Consider the following 18,428-nt stretch of genomic DNA (forward strand, 5'->3'; position numbering starts at 1 on the left):
CCTGTTGAAAGGTCTCGTCTTTGCTCATTTCGATGACGGTGTGTTCGTCTTGCCCTGCATGCGGCCGACGCCTTCGTACTCGACGTCTTCTGGGTCGCGCGCATACTTCCATGCGTTGCGTGCGTCAATCAACCGTTTCGTCCGCATCCCGGCGAACGCTTCCGGCTTCAAGTTGACGAGTTCGTCCCATTCCGTGACAAGAATCGCCACGTCGGCTCCTTTAAGCGCTTCTTCTGGTGTCAACGCTTGACGGTACTCCCACTTCGCGAGCGGATCGTAGCCGACGACTTCGACTTCACGTAACCGTAAGTGATTGGCGAGTGTGATCGACGGTGCGTCACGCATATCGTCCGTCCCTGGTTTAAAGGCGAGACCGAGGAAAGCGACACGCAGGTTCGGACGGTGTTCGATCTTCGATGCGACATAGGCAATCTGTTCATCGTTCGCTTGAATCGCCGCACGGATGACCGGCAAGTCGAGTTCGTTCTCGGCCGCGACGTTCAAGAGCGCGTTCATATCTTTCGGGAAACACGAGCCGCCGTAACCGAGACCAGCGTTTAAGTAAGAACGTCCGATGCGCGGGTCAAGCCCCATCCCGTCGGCAATCGTCGCGATGTCGGCGCCTGCTTTATCCGCGAGGCGTGACAAGTCGTTCATGAAACTGATCTTTGTGGCTAAAAATGCGTTCGAGGCGTATTTAATCAATTCGGCGTTGATTGGTGTCGTGCAAACAATCGGCACACCGAGACGGCCATAAATGCCGGCGAGTTCTTCGCTGATTTCAAGATTCCCGCTGCCGATGACGACGCGTTGCGGTTTAAGGACGTCGGCGAGCGCACGCCCTTCTTGTAAGAATTCCGGCACGATTGCGAACGTGTGGGATGGATACATGATGCTGAGTAAGTCGGTCGTTCCCGGTGGCACAGTGCTGCGGATGACGATTTTTTGCTTCGTGTTGATCTCAGACAAAGCGGCATCGACGAACGTCATGTCGCAGCTGCCATCTTCCTTGCTCGGCGTACCGACAGCCAAGAACAAGTAATCGACATCATTTGTGTCGGCGGTGTTATCCGTAAGTGTGATCGAGTCTGCATAGTCTTGGAGCACTTCCGCCATACCCGGCTCGTGAAACGGTGCGTGGCCGCTCATGAGGTGGCGCAGTCTCGGTTGGTCTTTCTCGACACCGATGACTTCATGTCCCGCTTTTGCAAGGCCACACAGGGTGGCTAATCCGACATATCCTAAGCCGATGATTCCAAATTTCACGCTAGTTCCTCCTTAGATAATCTATCTTCAACTGTAGCGAAAAGTCGTCTTAAAGGGAACCCTCTAACACTCTCGCAATGTTGTCTGCTATAATTGGTCAAAATGATGCTAGAAAGGACTAACCGCATGGGCTTGCTCGCTTTCTTTTTGATCACGTTATTCATCTATTACTGGTTTCCGGTCCGGGGGGGACTGCGAACCTTGTTGCTCATCCTCGTCATGATCAGCGGATGGTTGTCCATCTTTGAAATTGTCGCGATTCTCGAAGCCCGTCCTTGGGTGGCCGCTCCGATTTTCCTCGTCCTCGGTCTCGTGATTTGGAAATGGCGTAAAAATCAACAGCTTGAAGACAAGAAGAGCGTTTGACGACAGTCGAACGCTTTTTTCTTTTTGCAGTATTCCACGAATCTGCCGAAACTCCTGCTTTTTCGATATGTATGACACGTGAACATTCGCTGTGATAAATGTTGTTCAACATCTAGCTGTCGATTCGATTTCTTGAAAGTATGCTCGCGTTGTCGCTTCGTTTTCGAGTCGAAACAGGAATAGACAAAGAGAGTCTAGGAAAAGAGGGGTGTCTATGACGATCATGACGTTCATCACGGCTGCATGCGTGGCGAGCACGCTCAGCCTCGTGTTCATCTGGTTCGCCGAACATCCGGTCGAGCCGATCAAACTACAAGTCTTCGCGACCGTCTTATATTTACTGTTCGTCGGCTCGAGCGTCTACTACTACAACTTGGAACAAGACAAGCTGCATGTCAGCGCCGACTTAGCTGAGGTCGAGGCGAGCTACGACGAATCTCTGCTCGCCCTCGAGGAACAACATGCCGACGCCCTCGCTTGGCAAGCGATTCAAATCGAGCGGGACGTGACCGAGAAACTCGAGGCACGCCTTGCCGTCCGCGAAGACACGATGAAAGACAACTTGTTTCAAAAAGTGTTCGATCTAGAAGAAGTCATTGAGACGCAACGGACCGAGATGTACGCGCTCGAAGACGAATTGCGGGAAGCGCACGCCTTGAACGAGCAACTCGAAAGTGAACTAGCCGCCCTCCAAGACGACGCAATCGCCGCGGCCGACGAGACGGATGCGTTCTTCGAGGTGTACGGTTCCTGCCTCGATTTGAACGCGGTCTACCCGGACGGTGTCCCACTCGAGCACGACGCCTATTTGCTGTCGTTCGACACCGATCTTGACGGCATCGCCTGCGGACAGAGCGACACCCAGTAGAAATGAGGGTGTCGCTTGTTCATTCTTTCGGCATCTCGACTTGGTCCCCCGCCTCAATCTCGCCAGACATGACCCGCTCCATCTCCTCTAAGCTGAACGCGTCGAGCAACTTGATCCCGTTCACATACACGGTCGGCACGTATTCGACGCCGAGGTCACGTGTATAGAGCCGTGCGTTTTGAATCCCCGCGTCGACTTGCGGCGCGAGCAGAGCTTCCGCGTCCACATCGAACGTTTCCGCGAGCCGTTGGACGTACACCTCCGTGCCGAAGTCCGAGACCGTCTCGGCGTCGAGCCCGATGTGGCGTTGCAACGCATAGTACCGTTCCGGCATCACTTGTTCCGCATTCGCATCGACACTAGCGAGCAGTTGCGACTGCTCATTCAACAAGACGAGCGGCTGTCCTTTGAACGTCGCCTCTCCCGTCTCGATCCACCGCGACTCGATCTCCGGCAAGACGCTCTCCATCCATTTTTTGCACCATGGGCAACTGTAGTCAAAGACGAAGACGATCTCGTGCGAACCATCGCCGAGCGCGATCTTATCTTCGAGCGGGAGCTCATACCTCGTATATGTAAACTGCTCTCCCCGTTCATCCGCCTCGCTTGTCCCGCAAGCCGCCAACATCATCACACCGAGTAAAATCAATAGTAAACGTTTCATGCTCATCCTCCGTTTGTTCATTTATTCACATAAATCTGTTATACCATGCCTCCTATGAAAATTCGAGTGACGTTCTGTTGACACTCCCCGGGCCAAACAAAAAGAAGCGCTTCGATTCTATTCAGAACCTTCACGCTTCGCGCTCCATAATCACATCGTTCCCCGCTTGTCCCGTCCCGACGAAGCCATGCTTTCTATAAAATGAAATGGCGTGCTCATTCGTCTTCTCGACGTGTAGCCGGATCAACTGCTTATGATGCTGCGCCGCCTCATCGAACAGTCTGACCAACAAGTCATGCCCGCTCCCTTTCGGCGCCTCCGGCAAGACACAGATATGGCTGATAAAGGCGACGTCCGTATCGAAGTAGGCCGCGAGGAGGCCGAGCAACCGGTCGTCGTCCCACAGTTCGAACGATGTCGCCCGGTCATGCAGCTTGCGCGCATATTCGTGCAAGTCGATCCTCTCCGACAGTGCCGTCGGGAACAAGGCATCACACGCCTCGAGGTGGGCCTCGTAGTCGGCGACCGACCCGCGGCCGAGCGTGATCATACGTCCTCCAAGACGGCGACACCGAAGCCGTCACGTCCGAAAGCGTTGCCGTTATACAACAAATACTGCCGCCCGTTCATCTCGAACACGTGCGGGTAACATTCCATTGCTGAATCCCACCCCGAGTCGCTCCGCTCGAAACCGAGCGAGGCGTCGTCGCGCGTCCACTGCATGAGGTCGTCGGAATAAGCGTAACCGAGCCGGTAGCCGCGCGTCGGGTCGTCCCGGAAGCCGAACGTGTCACGGAAACAGAACACCATGTGATAGCGGCCACCCGCCTCGAACACGGTCGGGAGTGCCTGGCTCTCGTCTGGAATCACATCATCGACGATGCGGCCGCACCGGTTGAACGTGCGCCCGTCCTCGGACGTCGCGAGCGCGATCTTGTACGTCCGTTCGGCGACGCCGTCCGGTCCCGTCTTCCACGTCGTACCGTAAATGTAGTACATATACTGCTTGTCTTTCGTGAAGACGAACGGGTCCCCGACGAGGAACGGCTCGTCAACACTCGCCGATAGCACCGGCCCATCACCAAGCCGCTCGAACGTATGCCCGTCGTCATGACTGATCGACAGGCCGATCCCCGTCTCGACCGACACCGACTCGCGTCGGCTCCAGCCGCTCGTATATCCGTACAGGCCCGCGTCCGTCCGCGTGACGTGGAACGGGAAGATGCCGTGCTCATCGAACGTGCCCAGTTTTCCGAGCGGGATGACCGGGTCGTGCGATACGGCGATCACTTCGAACGACGGTGTCATATCGACGTAACGGATATGGCTCTTGAACGTCCCGTCCGCATCCGGCTCCCGGGTCGAGAAGTAGATGCGGACGAAGTCGTCGAAGACGAGTGCTTGCGGTGATTGAGCGAACGCAGAATAGTCCCCGAAAAAGCCGTGCGGCTTGGGATCGAAAATATGCCCGAGTTTCCGCCACTTCATGTCGTTTCCTCCTTCCGCTCGGCGATGCCGAAACCGGCCCGTCCGACCTCGTTGCCGAGATAGAGCAGATAACGCTTTCCGCCGACGACGAACGTGTGTGGATAGGCGACCATCTCGTCGTCAAACCCGACGTCTGAGCGGGTGAAGCGCATGACGTCATCGTCGCGCGTCCAGTTCAACAAGTCCGGCGACGACGCATAGCCGAGCCGATACGTCCGTTCGGGATTCTTCCGGTAATCGGTCGCGTCGCGATAACAGAAGAACATATGGTACGACCCGTTCTCATAAAACACGTCTGGGCTCGCCTGTGCCTCGTCCGGGACGATGCTCTCGATCAAGTCGCGCTCTTGTTTCACCCAGTTCACGCCGTCGGCTGACGTGGCGAGACGGATCTTGTACACCGGTTCCGGTTTACCTTCGTGCATGAGCCACTCCCGGCCCGCGATGTAAAACAAGTACCACGTGTCATTAAAGCGCCGGATTTTCGGCCCGCTCAAGACGAACAGTTCATCGAGCGTATACGACAAAACCGGTCCCGGTCCGATCCGCTCGAACGTCTTGCCACCGTCCTGACTCACTGCTTTGCCGATAGCGACGTTGAACGGGACCGACGTACAACGTGTCCAGCCGCCGTAGTAGGCGTGTACCTCGTCCCCGACGTCGATCGCCGAGAACGGATAGATGCCGAACTCGTCGAACGTGCCCCGCTCCCCGAGTGAAAGCACTGGCTCTTCACTCACACGTAAAATCGAGAAGTCTCGTTTATCGACGTCGACGTAAGCGCTATAGCTGACGTAGCGGCCATCGATTGGTTTCGGCCGGCAACTGAAATAGATGCGCAAATACGTATCGCGCTCGAGTACGGACGGCGCCTGCGCGAATGCATCCATCCAATCGATGTCGGTATCTCGTTCCGGACTGAACAGCAAGCGCCGGTTCGTCCATTCGTACGTCGTCTTCGTCGTCTCAGCCATTCCCCGTCACCCTTTCGCGTACATCTTGTCGTAGTAGTGTGCATAATCCCCGGAAACGATGTGGTCGACCCAGTCAGGATGCGTGACGTACCAGTCGACCGTCTCCCGCAAGCCTTGGTCGAACGTGTAGGCCGGACGCCATCCGAGCTCGGTCGTGATCTTCGTGTTGTCGATCGCGTAGCGGCGGTCGTGCCCGGGACGGTCGGTGACGAATGTGATCTGGGAGTCATCTTTACCGAGCAGTTCTAAAATTAAGCGGACGATCGTCACGTTCGCTTGTTCATTGTTGCCACCGATGTTATACACGTCGCCGTCGCGTCCCCGCTCAGCGACCGTCCAAATCGCCACGCAATGGTCTTTGACGTGGAGCCAGTCACGGATCTGTTGACCGTCACCGTACACCGGGAGCGTCTCCCCGCGCTCGGCGCGTTGGATCATGAGCGGGATCAGCTTCTCGGGGAATTGGTATGGCCCGTAATTGTTGCTGCAACGCGTAATATTGACCGGGAGGCCGTACGTCTCGTGATAGGCTCGGACGATGAGGTCGGAGCTCGCTTTCGAGGCCGAGTACGGACTGTTCGGGGCGAGCGGGGTCGTCTCGGTGAAGAGCCCGTCTGGCCCGAGCGTCCCGTACACCTCGTCGGTCGAGACGTGGACGAATTTGACGCCTTCCGAATAGTCACGTGAGTGTTTATCATCAGGACGTAAATTCCAGTGCCGCTTCGCCGCGTCCAACAGCACTTGTGTCCCGAGCACGTTCGTCGTCAAGAACACGTCCGGTTCGACGATGCTCCGGTCGACGTGCGACTCGGCCGCGAAGTGGATGACGCGCGTCACGTCATACGTCGCAAACACGCGTTCGACCGTCTCGCGGTCCCGGATGTCACCTTTGACGAACACGTAACGCGAGTCGTCGATGTCTTGCAGCGTCTCGAGGTTACCGGCGTACGTGAGCGCGTCAAGGTTGACGATACGCCACTGCTCGTTTTCCAGAAGCATCTTTATGAAGTTTGATCCGATGAACCCGGCTCCGCCAGTTACGAGTAAAGTCTTCATCTTCGACACGCTCCTCTTCAAGAAGTGATAGGATATACTGCCCGTAATCCGTCATCTTTAACGTTTGGCCGATATCGCGGAGCTCGGTCGACGTGATGAACCCGCGGCGCCAGGCGATCTCCTCGAGACAGGCGATATAGTAACCTTGCCGCTCCTGCACCGTCTGGACGAACACCGACGCCTTGATCATCCCTTCCGGCGTCCCCGTATCGAGCCACGCCATCCCGCGTCGGAACAAGACGACGTTCAAATCACCGGCCTCGAGGTACATCTGGTTGATCGAGGTGATCTCGAGCTCGCCGCGCGGGGACGGCTGGACTTGTTTGGCGTACTCGACGACACGGTTGTCATAGAAGTAGAGACCGGGCACGGCATAGTTCGACTTCGGCTGCGCCGGTTTCTCTTCGATCGAGATGACGCGGCGATTATCGTCGAACTCGACGACACCGAACGCGCGTGGGTCCTTGACCGGATACCCGAACACGGTCGCCCCCGTCTCGCGTTGTTTCGCGTCACGTAAGAACTGCGTCAAATCCTGTCCATAAAAGACGTTATCACCGAGGATGAGGCAGACCGAGTCGTCACCGATAAAGTCCGCGCCGAGGATGAAGGCGTCGGCGAGACCGACCGGTTTGTCTTGCACTTTATACGTGATCGACAACCCGAGCTGATGTCCATCCCCGAACAACCGCTCATAGCCATTGATGTCTTTCGGTGTCGAGATGAGCAGAATGTCTTGGATCCCAGCGAGCATCAAGACCGACATCGGATAGTAGATGAGCGGCTTGTCGTAAATCGGGAGCAACTGTTTCGAGACTGCTTTCGTCATCGGATAGAGCCGTGTCCCATTACCGCCTGCTAAAATGATTCCTTTCATGTCCGGTTCCCTCCTTCAATAATCAAGTCGCAAATCCGGTCGACCATCTCGAGCGTCATGTCCGGATAGAGCGGCAGCGTCAAGATGCGGTCGGATACATATTTCGCGTTCGGCACGCGGGCGTCGAACGTATAACAACCAAAATCGGTGACGAGCGGATAAAAGTACTTCCGGGCGAAGATGCCGTGCTCGGCGAGCCAAGCCATCATCTCGTCGCGGCGGCGCCGGTCGCCTTTGAACAGCACCGGATAGTAGGCGTAGTTCGAGACGGTGTCGTCGCCTCGGCGGTTCAAGCGAATCGTCGGGATTCCCCTGAGCCGTTCGTCATAGCGTTCGACGATGGCGCGCCGTTTCATGACGTCGTGCTCGAACCGCGGCAAGTTACAGCGCCCCATCGCCGCCTGGAACTCGTTCATCTTGGCGTTGCCCCCGACCGATTCGACCGCTTCAGGTCCGGTGATGCCGAAGTTGACGGCCTGTTCGATGGCGTCTCGGTAACTCGTCTCATCGTAGGCGAGCGCACCGCCCTCGATCGTATGGAATACTTTCGTCGCATGGAAACTGAACATGCTCATGTCTCCATATGTGGCGATGCTTCGTCCTTGATGCGTGACCCCGAACGCATGGGCCGCATCGTACAGTACTTTCAACCCGTGCCGTTTGGCAATGCGGTCGATCTCGTCGACGTGGCAAACGTTGCCGTACACGTGCACCGGAAGGATGGCCGACGTCTTGTCGGTGATGAGCGACTCGAGCTGCGAGACGTCTAGCGTATAGTCGAGCGGATTGATGTCACAAAAGACCGGTGTCAGTCCTTTTCGGACGAGCGCATGCGTCGTCGAGGCGAACGTGAACGGTGTCGTGATGACCTCGCCCGAGAGGCCGAGGACGTCGATCGCCGTCTCGAGCGCCAAATGTCCGTTCGTCAGGAGCGAGACGTGCTCTGTACCAAGCAATTCCGTCAATTCTTCTTCGAGTGCGCGGACGTGTTCGCCGCGATTGCTGAGCCAGCGGCTGTCCCAGAGTGGCCGGATCATCTCGACGTACGCCTCGAACTCAGGCATCGCCGGACGTGTCACGGCGATCGGCGGCGACAGATCGTGTTTCGGTAAGTTCATCTAGTCCCTCTCCTTCTATTAAGTCAAGTTAGCGTGTAGGCGTTCAGCAGCTCGCGGACTTTCGGTTTCGAATTGAACATGAGCACATCGATGATCGACAAGTTCGGTGTGAACGGTTCATTGAATTGCCGGTATGTGACCGGGTCCATCTTAATGAAGTCGAGCACGACCCCGGCTTCGGCGAACATCGCTTTATCGTATAAGGCCGTGCCCCCGATCGCGTTGATGTAATGGTCCGCATCTAAATGTTCACAGATGGATAAAACGAGATGCTCACACTTCGTATTTTTGTCGTTCGTGAGCTCCGACGAATAGACGATTGATGTGTCGAGTCCGACGTAGTCACGCACCTCACTCAAGAGACGCCCTAAGTAAGCGGCGACGTTCCGCTCCTCGTCTTTCATGATCCGCTCGACCATCGGCATGACGTCGTCAAAGTGAGGCGCACGCTGATAGGCGTGACGGATGAGACGTAACTGGGAGTGCCGCTGCTTCGAATCAAGCACACGGTCATGCTCATTGATCAAACGCAGTTGGGACATGTGCTCGACCGGCATGAGAATCGGTTTCGTTTTACCCTCGAGCAGGATCGTGTTGCGATGGATCCAGCCCCCTTTAATGAACTGGACATCGTCCAGGATGACGAACGTGTCGACCGCGGCCATGAGTTGGAAGTAGCCGAGGTATGGAAAATAGTAAGGTTGCATGATTGCCAGTTTCAAGTTTACGACCCCCTTATATCAGTTGCCGCGACCGAAGCCGAATCAATAGTTCGGTGACGATCGGATGCCGCACCATCAAGTAAGGACGAATCCGCTCTTTCCCGACAAAACGGTCAAGGTAACGGTCGTATCGTGGTGACTTTAAAGCGGCATAGTCTCGTCTCAGCCGGTGCAGCCCGACCTCGAACGAGATGCGGGAAAGTTCCATCTCCTGATGATACTGTCCGTTTGAATACGCATCGAACGTATCGATGAAGCGGATGAACGCCTCGTGACGCGCGATATCCCGCTCGAGGTTCCCTTCGTTCCAGATCGTCGTCGCCGATCCTGCGACGCCATATCGATAGACGCTCATCACCTCGGGCATATAGTAGGCGTAGCCATGACTCGCGACGTACAGTTTCATCGCCCCGTCTTTTGCCGGCGCATCGCTCAACCAGTCCGGCCCGTCCATGATCAGTCCGTTTCGGTACAACATCGACATCGTCGGGATGAACCCGAGCAGTTGCAGCTCACCGGCGTTGTACGTCCGTGCTTCAAACGACGCATACTTCCGGTTCTCAGGCATCCATGGAATGACGCGCCAATCCGTATGCAACGTGTCGTCCGTCTCAACGTAGGCGTCGTGGAAGCAAAGCGTGCAGTCGGGATTTGCTTCCATGTAGTCGACTTGCTTTTGCAGCTTGTGCGGGTCGATCCAGTAGTCGTCACCGTCACAGAGGGCGACGTATTTGCCGCGGGCCCGCTCTTCGTTCAACAAGTTGACGAACACGCCTTTTGAGTACTGGTTCTCCATCTGATAAATGACCCGGATCTTGTCGGGGTGAAGACGTTCGTAACCCCGGACGATCTCGGCTGTCCGGTCCGTCGACGCATCCTCATGGATCAGGATCTCGAAGTCGAAATCCGTCTCCTGCATGAGGAATCCTTCGATCGTCTGGCCGATATACGCCTCATGGTTATAGGTGATGCAGTTGATACTGACCATGATCATCGCGTTTCCTCCTCACAGCACTTCGGTTTCAGCTCGGGCGACGGTGCCTGAGTACGTGTCGGGCTGGCCCGGGTCGAACGGTTCGTTCACCCACATGATGGTGACGAGGTCGGTCGTGCCGACGTTCTCGATATTGTGGACGTATCCAGGCGGGATCTCGACGACTTCGAGCGTTTCCCCGCTCACATGGAACGTCATGACTTCCGTGTCGTCGACCAATCGGAGCCGGATGACGCCTTCTCCGCTGACGACGAGGAATTGCTCATGCTTTGTGTCGTGCCAATGTTCCCCTTTTTTGATGCCGAGCTTGGCGACGTTGACGGACACTTGCCCCCGGTCCGGCGTCTTCAAGAACTCGGTGAACGAGCCGCGCGCGTCGCGGTGCATCAGGAGCGGTGTCACCATCCGCTCTCTCGGCAAGTAACTCGTGTACGTGCTATACAGCTGTTTCGTGAACGCGTCCGACAAGTCCGGCACGCTGTGCGCCGCCCGCATCGTCTCGAACGCCTCGAGCGTCCGGACGACGTCGAGCAGGGAGATCTCATGCGCCGGGACGGTCGGATAGAGCGCGACGTCCGTCGTCAACGTCTCAAGAAACGAGGCGACGACATCATCGACGTGGGCGAGTGTGAGCAATCGGTCCGGGTCGTTCACCGTGACCGTCTCGCCGCGCGCGATCTGATGACAGAACGTCGTGACGGCGCTGTTATAAAACGGACGCCCCCACTTCCCGAACACGTTCGGCAAGCGGAACAAGTGGACCCGCGTCTCCGAGCGTTCACTGTAGACGACGAGCATGTTTTCCGCGTCACGCTTGCTGCGGCCGTAGTCGTTGTCTTGCGTCGCCTGGATCGACGAGGCGAACACGATCGGGACCGGGTTGTATGACAACAGCTCCGTCGCGATGACCTCGGTCAAATCGACGTTACCGGTGATGAATTCGTGCGGGTCTTCCGGCCGGTTGATACCGGCGAGATGGAAGACGAAGTCGGCCGCTCGGAGCATCCGGCTCCGTTCAGCGAAGTGTGTCTCCCGCGTGACTTTAAGGACGTTGTGCCCATCCTGTTCAAGTGCGTGCGTGAGGTGTTTTCCTAAAAAGCCGTTTGCTCCGGTGACGACGATGTCCATGATAATCTCTCCTTCCGTTGAGTAGCCGGCGTGACGTGAAGCGTCACCCATTTGTCCGGATGATCGAGCAAGCGGAGCATCGTCGGCACGTCTTCAAACCGAAGGATGAGACTGCCGAGCGATTTGTTCGCCCCTTCGAAGCACGGAATATCCGCACCGATCGCGTAGGCCAAATTCGATTTGACGATCGTGTACCCTTTGGATGCGAACGTGAGTCCGATAAAACGGCCTGGGATCTGGCTGCCGAGAATGAAGTAACTCGACGGCGTCGTGACATGTTTCATTTCCAGTTCGACCGGTCGTCCGAGCGCGAGGTCGATCGTCGCGCTCACCATGTCGACACCGGTCGCCTGTTCGATGATCTGCGGGATATAGTTGCCGCCGTTACGGGGGCCGATGTCCATCAAGTAGACGTCACCTTTACTGACGAAAATGTCGAAGTTGAGCGGACCGTTCTTCAGCCCGACTTTCGTGATCATGCGTTGAAGCGTGACGTGGACTTTCGCTTGGACGCGGTCCGGTTGGACGCTCGGGAAGCTCGCACCGATGGGCGCGAACGGGTTGACGCCTTTCACGTTGAAATGGCTGTTGCCGAAACAGCGAAAGACGAGTTTTCCATCGACGACGAACCCGTCTCCGGCGACTTGATAGCCATCACGTTTGATGAACTGCTCGACGACGATCTCTCCGCCCGGTGACACCTCGAAGGCTGCGGCTAGCTTCTCGCGAATCCTCCTGGGCGTATCCGATGAGGTGATGCGGCTGATCCCTTTGCTGCCCGACGAGTCGGCTGGTTTGACGACGTACGTCCCACGCAGCGTCGACAGTGCCGAAACGGCCGTTTCGAATTCGGTGAAGGCGTACGCTTCAGGTGTCGGGAAGCCGTTCGCTTTCAAGAAGGCGCGGAACTTGACCTTATTCGTCAACGTCTCGACCGTCTGGAACGGGTTCGTGACGAGTCCGAGCGCTTCGCCGACATAAGCCGCAGTGCGAGCGGCCGGGTCTGACGCGTAAGCGATGATCCCGTCAATCTGTTCCTCGCGCGCCACTTCGAGCACGCGTTCGCGGTCGAGCGTACTGACGCAATAATAGCGGTCAGCGACGGTTCGCCCCGGATTGTCCGGCAAGAAATCGCACAGAATCGTGAAGATCCCTTTCTCTTTCGCCTTTAAAATGACGGGCGTTTGATGCATCGCTCCTCCTAACAGCATGAGCTTCACCATGTCGTTGGTCTCCTTTGGCGTCAAATGATGTGTGCTTGCGTGAACAGTTGGCGATACGTCGCAGCGGTCGCACGGTTGCGACGATTCTCGACGCTTTGTTTTGACAGGGCGCCATGCGGCGCGAGCCGTTCCGGTGCTTCCAGGTAGTTCCGGAGCGACGCCTCGAGCGACGCAGCGGTCGGCTCACATTTGAAACAGTTCTCCCCTTCCGTCAAATGCCCCGAGACGTTGTCGACTTGACGGCTGACGACGACGCCCATTCCGGACGCGCACGCCTCGATGATCGTCAAGTTGCCGTTCGAATAGGTCGCCGGCAAGACTAAGATGTCCGAGTCACGATAGACGAGATGCATATTGTCCCAGGCGTCGATTTCATCCAAGAACGTCACACCTTCGAGGTCATGCTCCTTGATGTAGTCACGACACGCCTCGTACAAGTGTCCGTCCCGGTTCAACGCGAGCGACAGGTTCGGATAGTCTCGTTTCAAGGCCCGGTACGCTTCTAGGGCGACGAGCGGTTGGTAGCGGTCGATGAGCCGGTTCGCGAACAAGATCCGGACCGGGTCACCTCGGCGCTTCACGCGGAGCGGATGGTCGAAATAGGCGTCGATATCGATCGGGTACGGGGCGTTGACGACTTGTTCTTCCATGAATCCGAACTCGCGGACGAATTGGTCGCGGGCGACCTGCCCCATTCCGAAGATCAGGTCGGCGTCACGGAACATCGTGTGGATGATCCGCGTCTTCCACTTCGCGTTCGCTTGTTCGAGCAGCTTGTCCGAGGCGTTATCCTCACCCGACACGTCGCGGATCGGCTCGCTCAAGACGACGACTTTGCTGCCTTTCCGTTTCGCGAGCTTCAAGATGAGCGAGTGCAGCGGTGTGAAGCCGGCGACGAGAATGATGTCCGGTTTGAAGCGGGCAAGTTCTTGGAACACTTGGAGTGACACATAGTTCAATGGTCCGGCGAAGTAGTTGCTTTTGAGCACTTTACAGCGGTCGCCGAGCGGGACTTTCCACCAGTCGGGACGTCGGGCGGTCAATTGGTCATAAAACCAAAACTCGGTATCGAAATGTTCTTGGAGCGCGTAGCAGAATTTGACTTGATACGGGGCGGCGATGTTCGTGATGAAGACGAGTCGTTGTTTCATCAGATTCACCTCACCCGATCCGCTTCGTCGAGCTCGGCACGTGCCAAGCTGCGAGTTCTGCTTGAATGTAGGGCAGCGTCAACAGCAGCCGTTTCACGTCTTCGACGCCGAGCTGTTCGGTGTTGTTCGAGTTGTACTCGCCTTGGACCGTCAGCTCCCTGCTGCCTTCACTGAAATATTTGTCGTAGTTGAGGTCACGGTTGTCAGCCGGGACACGGAAGAAACCGCCCATATCTTCGGCGAGGACATGTTCTTCACGTGTCATGAGCGTCTCGAACGTCTTCTCGCCGTGCCGGGTGCCGATGACTTTGACCGGATTGTCGACTTGGAACAATTGTTTGAGCGCCTCGGCGAGGTCACCAATCGTCGAAGCCGGTGACTTTTGGACCATGATGTCGCCCGCGTGCGCATAATTGAAGGCGAAGACGACGAGCTCGACCGCGTCACTGAGACTCATCAAGAACCGGGTCATGAGCGGGTCGGTCACGGTGAGCGGTTCCCCGTTTTTGATCTGTTCGACGAAGAGCGGGATGACCGAGCCGCGGGACGCCATGACGTTACCGTAACGGGTGCCGCAGATGAGCGTCTTGTCCGGACCGACGGCGCGTGCCTTGGCGACGAACACTTTTTCCATCATCGCTTTCGAGATGCCCATCGCGTTGATCGGATAGGCCGCCTTATCGGTCGACAGGCAGATCACTTTCGCGACACCCGCGTCGACGGCAGCGTTCAAGACGTTCTCGGTGCCAAGGATGTTCGTCTTGACGGCTTCGATCGGGAAAAATTCGCACGAGGGGACTTGTTTGAGCGCCGCGGCGTGGAACACGTAATCGACGCCGTACATCGCGTTCTTGACGCTATTCGAATCGCGCACGTCACCGATGTAAAATTTCAGTTTGTCATCGTTGTAGCGCTTGCGGATGTCTTCTTGTTTTTTCTCGTCGCGCGAGAAGATACGGATCTCTTTAATGTCCGTATGGAGGAACCGTTCCATGACGGCGTTGCCGAACGAGCCGGTCCCGCCGGTGATGAGCAAAGTCTTATTCGAAAACATGATCGAGTCTCCTTTCTAATCTGCATTGTCTAAGAGGTCAGGAGGTTGTGTATGAAGTCTTTTACCCGCCAAATTTGAAATGAATTGGTAATAGAAGGGAAACCCTTATCATTTTTTCGCAACATGTGTCATCTCTTTTTCTTTCAACGGGACGGTCGGCGGTTCGACCTGCCCTTCGATGATGCCTTTGCGCAGGAGGACGTTTCGGACCGTCAACAAGATACAGACGAGGTCGAGACGGTGACCCATGTGCCGGACGTAATCCCCGTCAAACTTCGCCTTCACCTCGATCGGGAGCTCATCGCGTCCTTTCACTTGCGCCCACCCGGTCAGGCCTGGTTTGACCGGGGCGACGCCTTCTGCGCGTCTCGCCTCAATCAGATCGGTCTGATTCCACAGCGCCGGTCGCGGACCGACGAGCGCCATGTCGCCTTTTAAAATGTTGACGAGTTGCGGGAGTTCGTCGAGGCTCGTCTTCCTGAGGACGCTACCGATCGGCGTGATGTGTTTCGTCGGGTCGGCGAACAGGTGGGTCGGCACGTCTTTCGGCGTGTCGTCCCGCATCGTCCGGAACTTATAGATCCAAAACAACGTCTCGTCCTGACCGACGCGCTGCTGTTTGAACAGGACCGGTCCTTTCGAGTCGAGTTTGATCAAAATCGCGATCAACACGAGCAACGGTGCGAGCAAAAATAGTGCGAGCGAACTCAAGACGATGTCGAGTTTCCGCTTTTGATTCAAATAGCGCATCCCTCACACCTCCTTCTTGAGCGGACTCCCCGGAGTCTGTTTCCACACTTCGCGCATCACATAATCCGTGTACGACAACAAGATGCGGAGCACTTTATCGGACACGTTCGGCATCGCGTAGTCGGAAACGAGTCGCATCGGCGTATCCGTCTCCTCTAACACGCGGAGCGCCTGGAGGACGCGGTCGCGTTTCAAGCCGACCATCATCGCCGCCCCTTCTTCCATCGCCTCGGGCCGTTCGTGCGCTTGGCGGATGTTTAAGCCCTTCAGCCCGAGGATCGAGCTCTCCTCGCTGATCGTCCCGCTGTCACTGAGTACCGCTTTCGCATGAAGTTGCAAGTGGACGTAATCGCTGAACCCGAGCGGCTTGAGCGTGCGGATATTCGGGTGCAGCGTCACCCCGGTCTCGCGAATCCGGTTGGCGGTGCGCGGGTGCGTGCTGATGATGAGCGGGAGGTCGTACGTCTCGGCGATCGCATTCAACGTGTCGACGAGGTCGAAGAAGTTCTCATCCGCACTAATGTTCTCGTCCCGATGCGCGGAGACGACGAAGTAGCCGCCTGCCGTCAGACCGAGCCGGTCGAGCACGTCCGAGCGGTCGATTTTGTCTCGTTGGCGCGTGAGCACCTCGAACATCGGGCTGCCCGTCTTGATGACGCGGTCGGACGGGAGCCCTTCTTTTAGAAGATACTCGCGGGCGATGTCGCTGTACGTCAAATTGACATCAGCGATATGGTCGACGATGCGGCGGTTCGTCTCTTCCGGCACACGTTCGTCAAAGCAGCGGTTCCCTGCCTCCATGTGGAAGATCGGGATTTTATGGCGTTTGACGGCGATGGCGGCGAGGCAGCTGTTCGTATCGCCGAGAATGAGGACGGCGTCCGGTCGTTCCGCCTTGAGCACCGGATCGACCGCGATCAAGATGTTGCCGATCGTCGCCATCGGCCCGTCCGCGGAGGCGTCGAGGATGTAGTCCGGTGTGCGCAGACCGAAGTCTTCGAAAAAGATCTCATTCAACTCGTAGTCGTAGTTTTGTCCGGTGTGGACGAGGATGTGTTCGATCGCCTCCGACGCCTCGAGCTTGGCGATGACGGCCGAGAGACGGATGATTTCCGGGCGCGTGCCGACGATGGTCATCACTTTGAGTCGATTCATAACGTTCCCTCCTAAGAAGTATGGTGGATGGATAGGATGCGGATCTTCACTTGGGCAAACACTTGATGGACGAGTGCTTTCTCGCTGTCATCAAACGCGAGGAACCACATGATGATGCCATAGAGGACGACGAGCACGCCCCCTTTCAAGGCGAAGGTGAACAGGTTCGACGCCGGGAACAGCTGTTGGATGCCCCAGCCGATGACCGTATAGAGCGCGAGCGCCGGAAGAATCCTCACGTGGCATGACCGGAAAAACAGGACGATGTCGAGTTTGAGGATGCGGCTGTAGACGAAGTTCATGTAGAAGACTAGCCCGACGACATTGCCGATACAGATGGCGACAGCCGCCCCGATCGGCCCGTAAATCGGGATGAGGAGCGGAGATAACGTGATGCTGATACAGGCGACGATGAGTGCGCCATACGCCCGATATTTCACTTTGTTCTCGGCGATGAGCGTCGTGTTGCCGATGTCTTGTGTCAATGTGATGAGGCTCGGGGCGATGAGGAGGAGCGCGACGTAATATGAATCGTGAAACGCCTCGCCGACCCAGAGCCGCATGAACTCTTGCCCGAGGACGAAGAATGACAGGACGATCAATCCGACGATATAGAGCTGGATGCGGCCGATCCGGACGAACAAGACGGCGATTCCTCCCCTGTCGTCACGCGTGAGCATCCGGCTCACTTTCGGCAAGAACAAGAAACCGAGCGCCGACGCGATCGTCCAGACGTACCCTTCGATGACCATCCCGACTGAGAACAAGGCGATCGAGGCACTGCCGGCGAGCATCCCGAGCAGGCTCGGCGTGATGTTGAGGATGAAGCGTTGGGCGACGAGCGTGACCGTGCTCCATGTCATGAAGCCGAAGATGTCTTTATAAATTCCTTTGTCGCGTTCACGGAAGTTCGCGCGGACCGTCGTCTTCCGGTGGATAAAGATGTATTCGATGATGAGCACGAGCGTGCCGACGAACGCGGTGACGAGGACGAGCGCATACAGCCCGTAGCCGAGAAGGAGCGCCGTCACCATGAGGACGACGGTCGCGATCTTTTCTGTTAACTGGAGCGCGCTCGAGAACAAGAAGTACTCATGTGAGACAAGGATGCCCGTGAACGGTTTCGCCGGGAATGACATGACGATGAACAGACCGGCGACGACGTACAGGACTTTCAACTTGTCGAGCTCGGCCGCGGTCAGCCCCGCGTATACCGAGTCGAGGAAGAAATAGACGACCGCGAGGATGACGAACAAGACGAAGCCGATGACGGTGAACAGTTTATAGGCGACGCCGAGGAAGCGTGCCGCCTTATCCTCGTCCCCTTCGGCCATGTATTTGCTCATGAACCGGGATACGGCCGCGTCGAGCCCGAAGTCCATCGCGAACATGCTGATCAGCGAGATGGTGAGCATGTAGAGCCCGTAGTTCGCCTGACCGATCTCCTGGATCATCCACGGCGTATAGATCAATCCGGACAAGATGCCGAAAAAGATTTGCGTATACGACATCGCTGCCCCGTATTTGATTTTGCGCGTACTCGCGGCCTCATCGGGCTCGACGCGTGTCGACAT

General features: G+C 56.8%; 19 protein-coding genes. 2 read left to right on the forward strand and 17 right to left on the reverse strand.

Going from position 1 to position 18,428, the window contains the following annotated elements; all coding sequences use genetic code 11:
- Positions 1-24 precede the first annotated feature (24 nt).
- The gene (locus EVJ23_RS04070; RefSeq protein WP_131464285.1) at positions 25-1,266 is read right to left on the reverse strand and encodes a UDP-glucose dehydrogenase family protein; all 1,242 of its coding nucleotides are present in this window, start codon (positions 1,264-1,266) and stop codon (positions 25-27) included.
- Positions 1,267-1,371: 105 nt separating this feature from the next.
- On the opposite strand from EVJ23_RS04070, the gene EVJ23_RS04075 reads away from it, so the two are divergent.
- Complete coding sequence (locus EVJ23_RS04075; protein ID WP_131464287.1) at positions 1,372-1,632, forward strand: hypothetical protein; 261 nt, start codon at positions 1,372-1,374, stop codon at positions 1,630-1,632.
- 214 nt (positions 1,633-1,846) lie between these two features.
- A complete protein-coding gene (locus tag EVJ23_RS04080; protein ID WP_131464289.1) occupies positions 1,847-2,500 on the forward strand; it encodes a hypothetical protein in 654 nt (217 codons plus the stop codon).
- Positions 2,501-2,519: 19 nt separating this feature from the next.
- Here the strand turns inward: EVJ23_RS04080 and EVJ23_RS04085 are convergent, their stop codons facing one another.
- From EVJ23_RS04085 to EVJ23_RS04160, 16 genes are all read right to left on the reverse strand, one after another.
- Positions 2,520-3,164, reverse strand: coding sequence for a thioredoxin domain-containing protein (locus tag EVJ23_RS04085; protein ID WP_161567006.1), 645 nt, complete (start codon positions 3,162-3,164; stop codon positions 2,520-2,522).
- Positions 3,165-3,294: 130 nt separating this feature from the next.
- Positions 3,295-3,714 (reverse strand): GNAT family N-acetyltransferase, encoded by a 420-nt coding sequence (locus tag EVJ23_RS04090; protein ID WP_131464293.1) that lies wholly within the window; start codon positions 3,712-3,714, stop codon positions 3,295-3,297.
- Positions 3,711-4,652, reverse strand: a complete 942-nt coding sequence (locus EVJ23_RS04095) for a glycoside hydrolase family protein (protein WP_131464295.1) — start codon at positions 4,650-4,652, stop codon at positions 3,711-3,713. Before EVJ23_RS04095 ends, EVJ23_RS04090 begins: the two co-directional genes overlap by 4 nt.
- The gene (locus EVJ23_RS04100) at positions 4,649-5,626 is read right to left on the reverse strand and encodes a glycoside hydrolase family protein (protein ID WP_131464297.1); all 978 of its coding nucleotides are present in this window, start codon (positions 5,624-5,626) and stop codon (positions 4,649-4,651) included. The genes EVJ23_RS04095 and EVJ23_RS04100 overlap by 4 nt, the downstream gene beginning before the upstream one ends.
- Positions 5,627-5,632: 6 nt before the next feature.
- A complete protein-coding gene (gene rfbB, locus EVJ23_RS04105; protein WP_131464299.1) occupies positions 5,633-6,682 on the reverse strand; it encodes a dTDP-glucose 4,6-dehydratase in 1,050 nt (349 codons plus the stop codon).
- Positions 6,585-7,559, reverse strand: a complete 975-nt coding sequence (gene rfbA, locus EVJ23_RS04110) for a glucose-1-phosphate thymidylyltransferase RfbA (RefSeq protein ID WP_131464301.1) — start codon at positions 7,557-7,559, stop codon at positions 6,585-6,587. Before rfbA ends, rfbB begins: the two co-directional genes overlap by 98 nt.
- The gene (locus tag EVJ23_RS04115; RefSeq protein ID WP_131464303.1) at positions 7,556-8,677 is read right to left on the reverse strand and encodes a DegT/DnrJ/EryC1/StrS family aminotransferase; all 1,122 of its coding nucleotides are present in this window, start codon (positions 8,675-8,677) and stop codon (positions 7,556-7,558) included. Before EVJ23_RS04115 ends, rfbA begins: the two co-directional genes overlap by 4 nt.
- Positions 8,678-8,700: 23 nt before the next feature.
- Entirely contained in the window at positions 8,701-9,399 is a 699-nt protein-coding gene (locus EVJ23_RS04120; RefSeq protein ID WP_236633704.1) for a WbqC family protein, read from the reverse strand.
- 13 nt (positions 9,400-9,412) lie between these two features.
- On the reverse strand, positions 9,413-10,393 hold the full coding sequence (locus tag EVJ23_RS04125) for a glycosyltransferase family 2 protein (protein ID WP_131464304.1): 981 nt from the start codon (positions 10,391-10,393) through the stop codon (positions 9,413-9,415).
- A 12-nt stretch (positions 10,394-10,405) separates the two neighbouring features.
- Positions 10,406-11,521, reverse strand: a complete 1,116-nt coding sequence (locus EVJ23_RS04130) for a polysaccharide biosynthesis C-terminal domain-containing protein (protein WP_131464306.1) — start codon at positions 11,519-11,521, stop codon at positions 10,406-10,408.
- Positions 11,485-12,744, reverse strand: a complete 1,260-nt coding sequence (locus tag EVJ23_RS04135) for an ATP-grasp domain-containing protein (RefSeq protein WP_131464308.1) — start codon at positions 12,742-12,744, stop codon at positions 11,485-11,487. Before EVJ23_RS04135 ends, EVJ23_RS04130 begins: the two co-directional genes overlap by 37 nt.
- Before the next feature lie 20 nt (positions 12,745-12,764).
- Positions 12,765-13,895 (reverse strand): glycosyltransferase family 4 protein, encoded by a 1,131-nt coding sequence (locus tag EVJ23_RS04140; RefSeq protein WP_131464310.1) that lies wholly within the window; start codon positions 13,893-13,895, stop codon positions 12,765-12,767.
- A 10-nt stretch (positions 13,896-13,905) separates the two neighbouring features.
- A complete protein-coding gene (locus EVJ23_RS04145; RefSeq protein WP_131438962.1) occupies positions 13,906-14,949 on the reverse strand; it encodes a polysaccharide biosynthesis protein in 1,044 nt (347 codons plus the stop codon).
- Between the two features lie 108 nt (positions 14,950-15,057).
- On the reverse strand, positions 15,058-15,699 hold the full coding sequence (locus EVJ23_RS04150; RefSeq protein ID WP_131464312.1) for a sugar transferase: 642 nt from the start codon (positions 15,697-15,699) through the stop codon (positions 15,058-15,060).
- Between the two features lie 3 nt (positions 15,700-15,702).
- Positions 15,703-16,854, reverse strand: a complete 1,152-nt coding sequence (wecB, locus tag EVJ23_RS04155) for a non-hydrolyzing UDP-N-acetylglucosamine 2-epimerase (protein WP_131464314.1) — start codon at positions 16,852-16,854, stop codon at positions 15,703-15,705.
- Between the two features lie 11 nt (positions 16,855-16,865).
- Positions 16,866-18,428 carry an oligosaccharide flippase family protein gene (locus tag EVJ23_RS04160; protein ID WP_131464316.1) on the reverse strand — a complete coding sequence of 521 codons (1,563 nt, stop codon included), beginning with the start codon at positions 18,426-18,428 and terminating at the stop codon, positions 16,866-16,868.

It is taken from the genome of Exiguobacterium sp. SH1S1, from assembly GCF_004337245.1.
Taxonomy (GTDB): Bacteria; Bacillota; Bacilli; order Exiguobacteriales; family Exiguobacteriaceae; genus Exiguobacterium; species Exiguobacterium aurantiacum_A.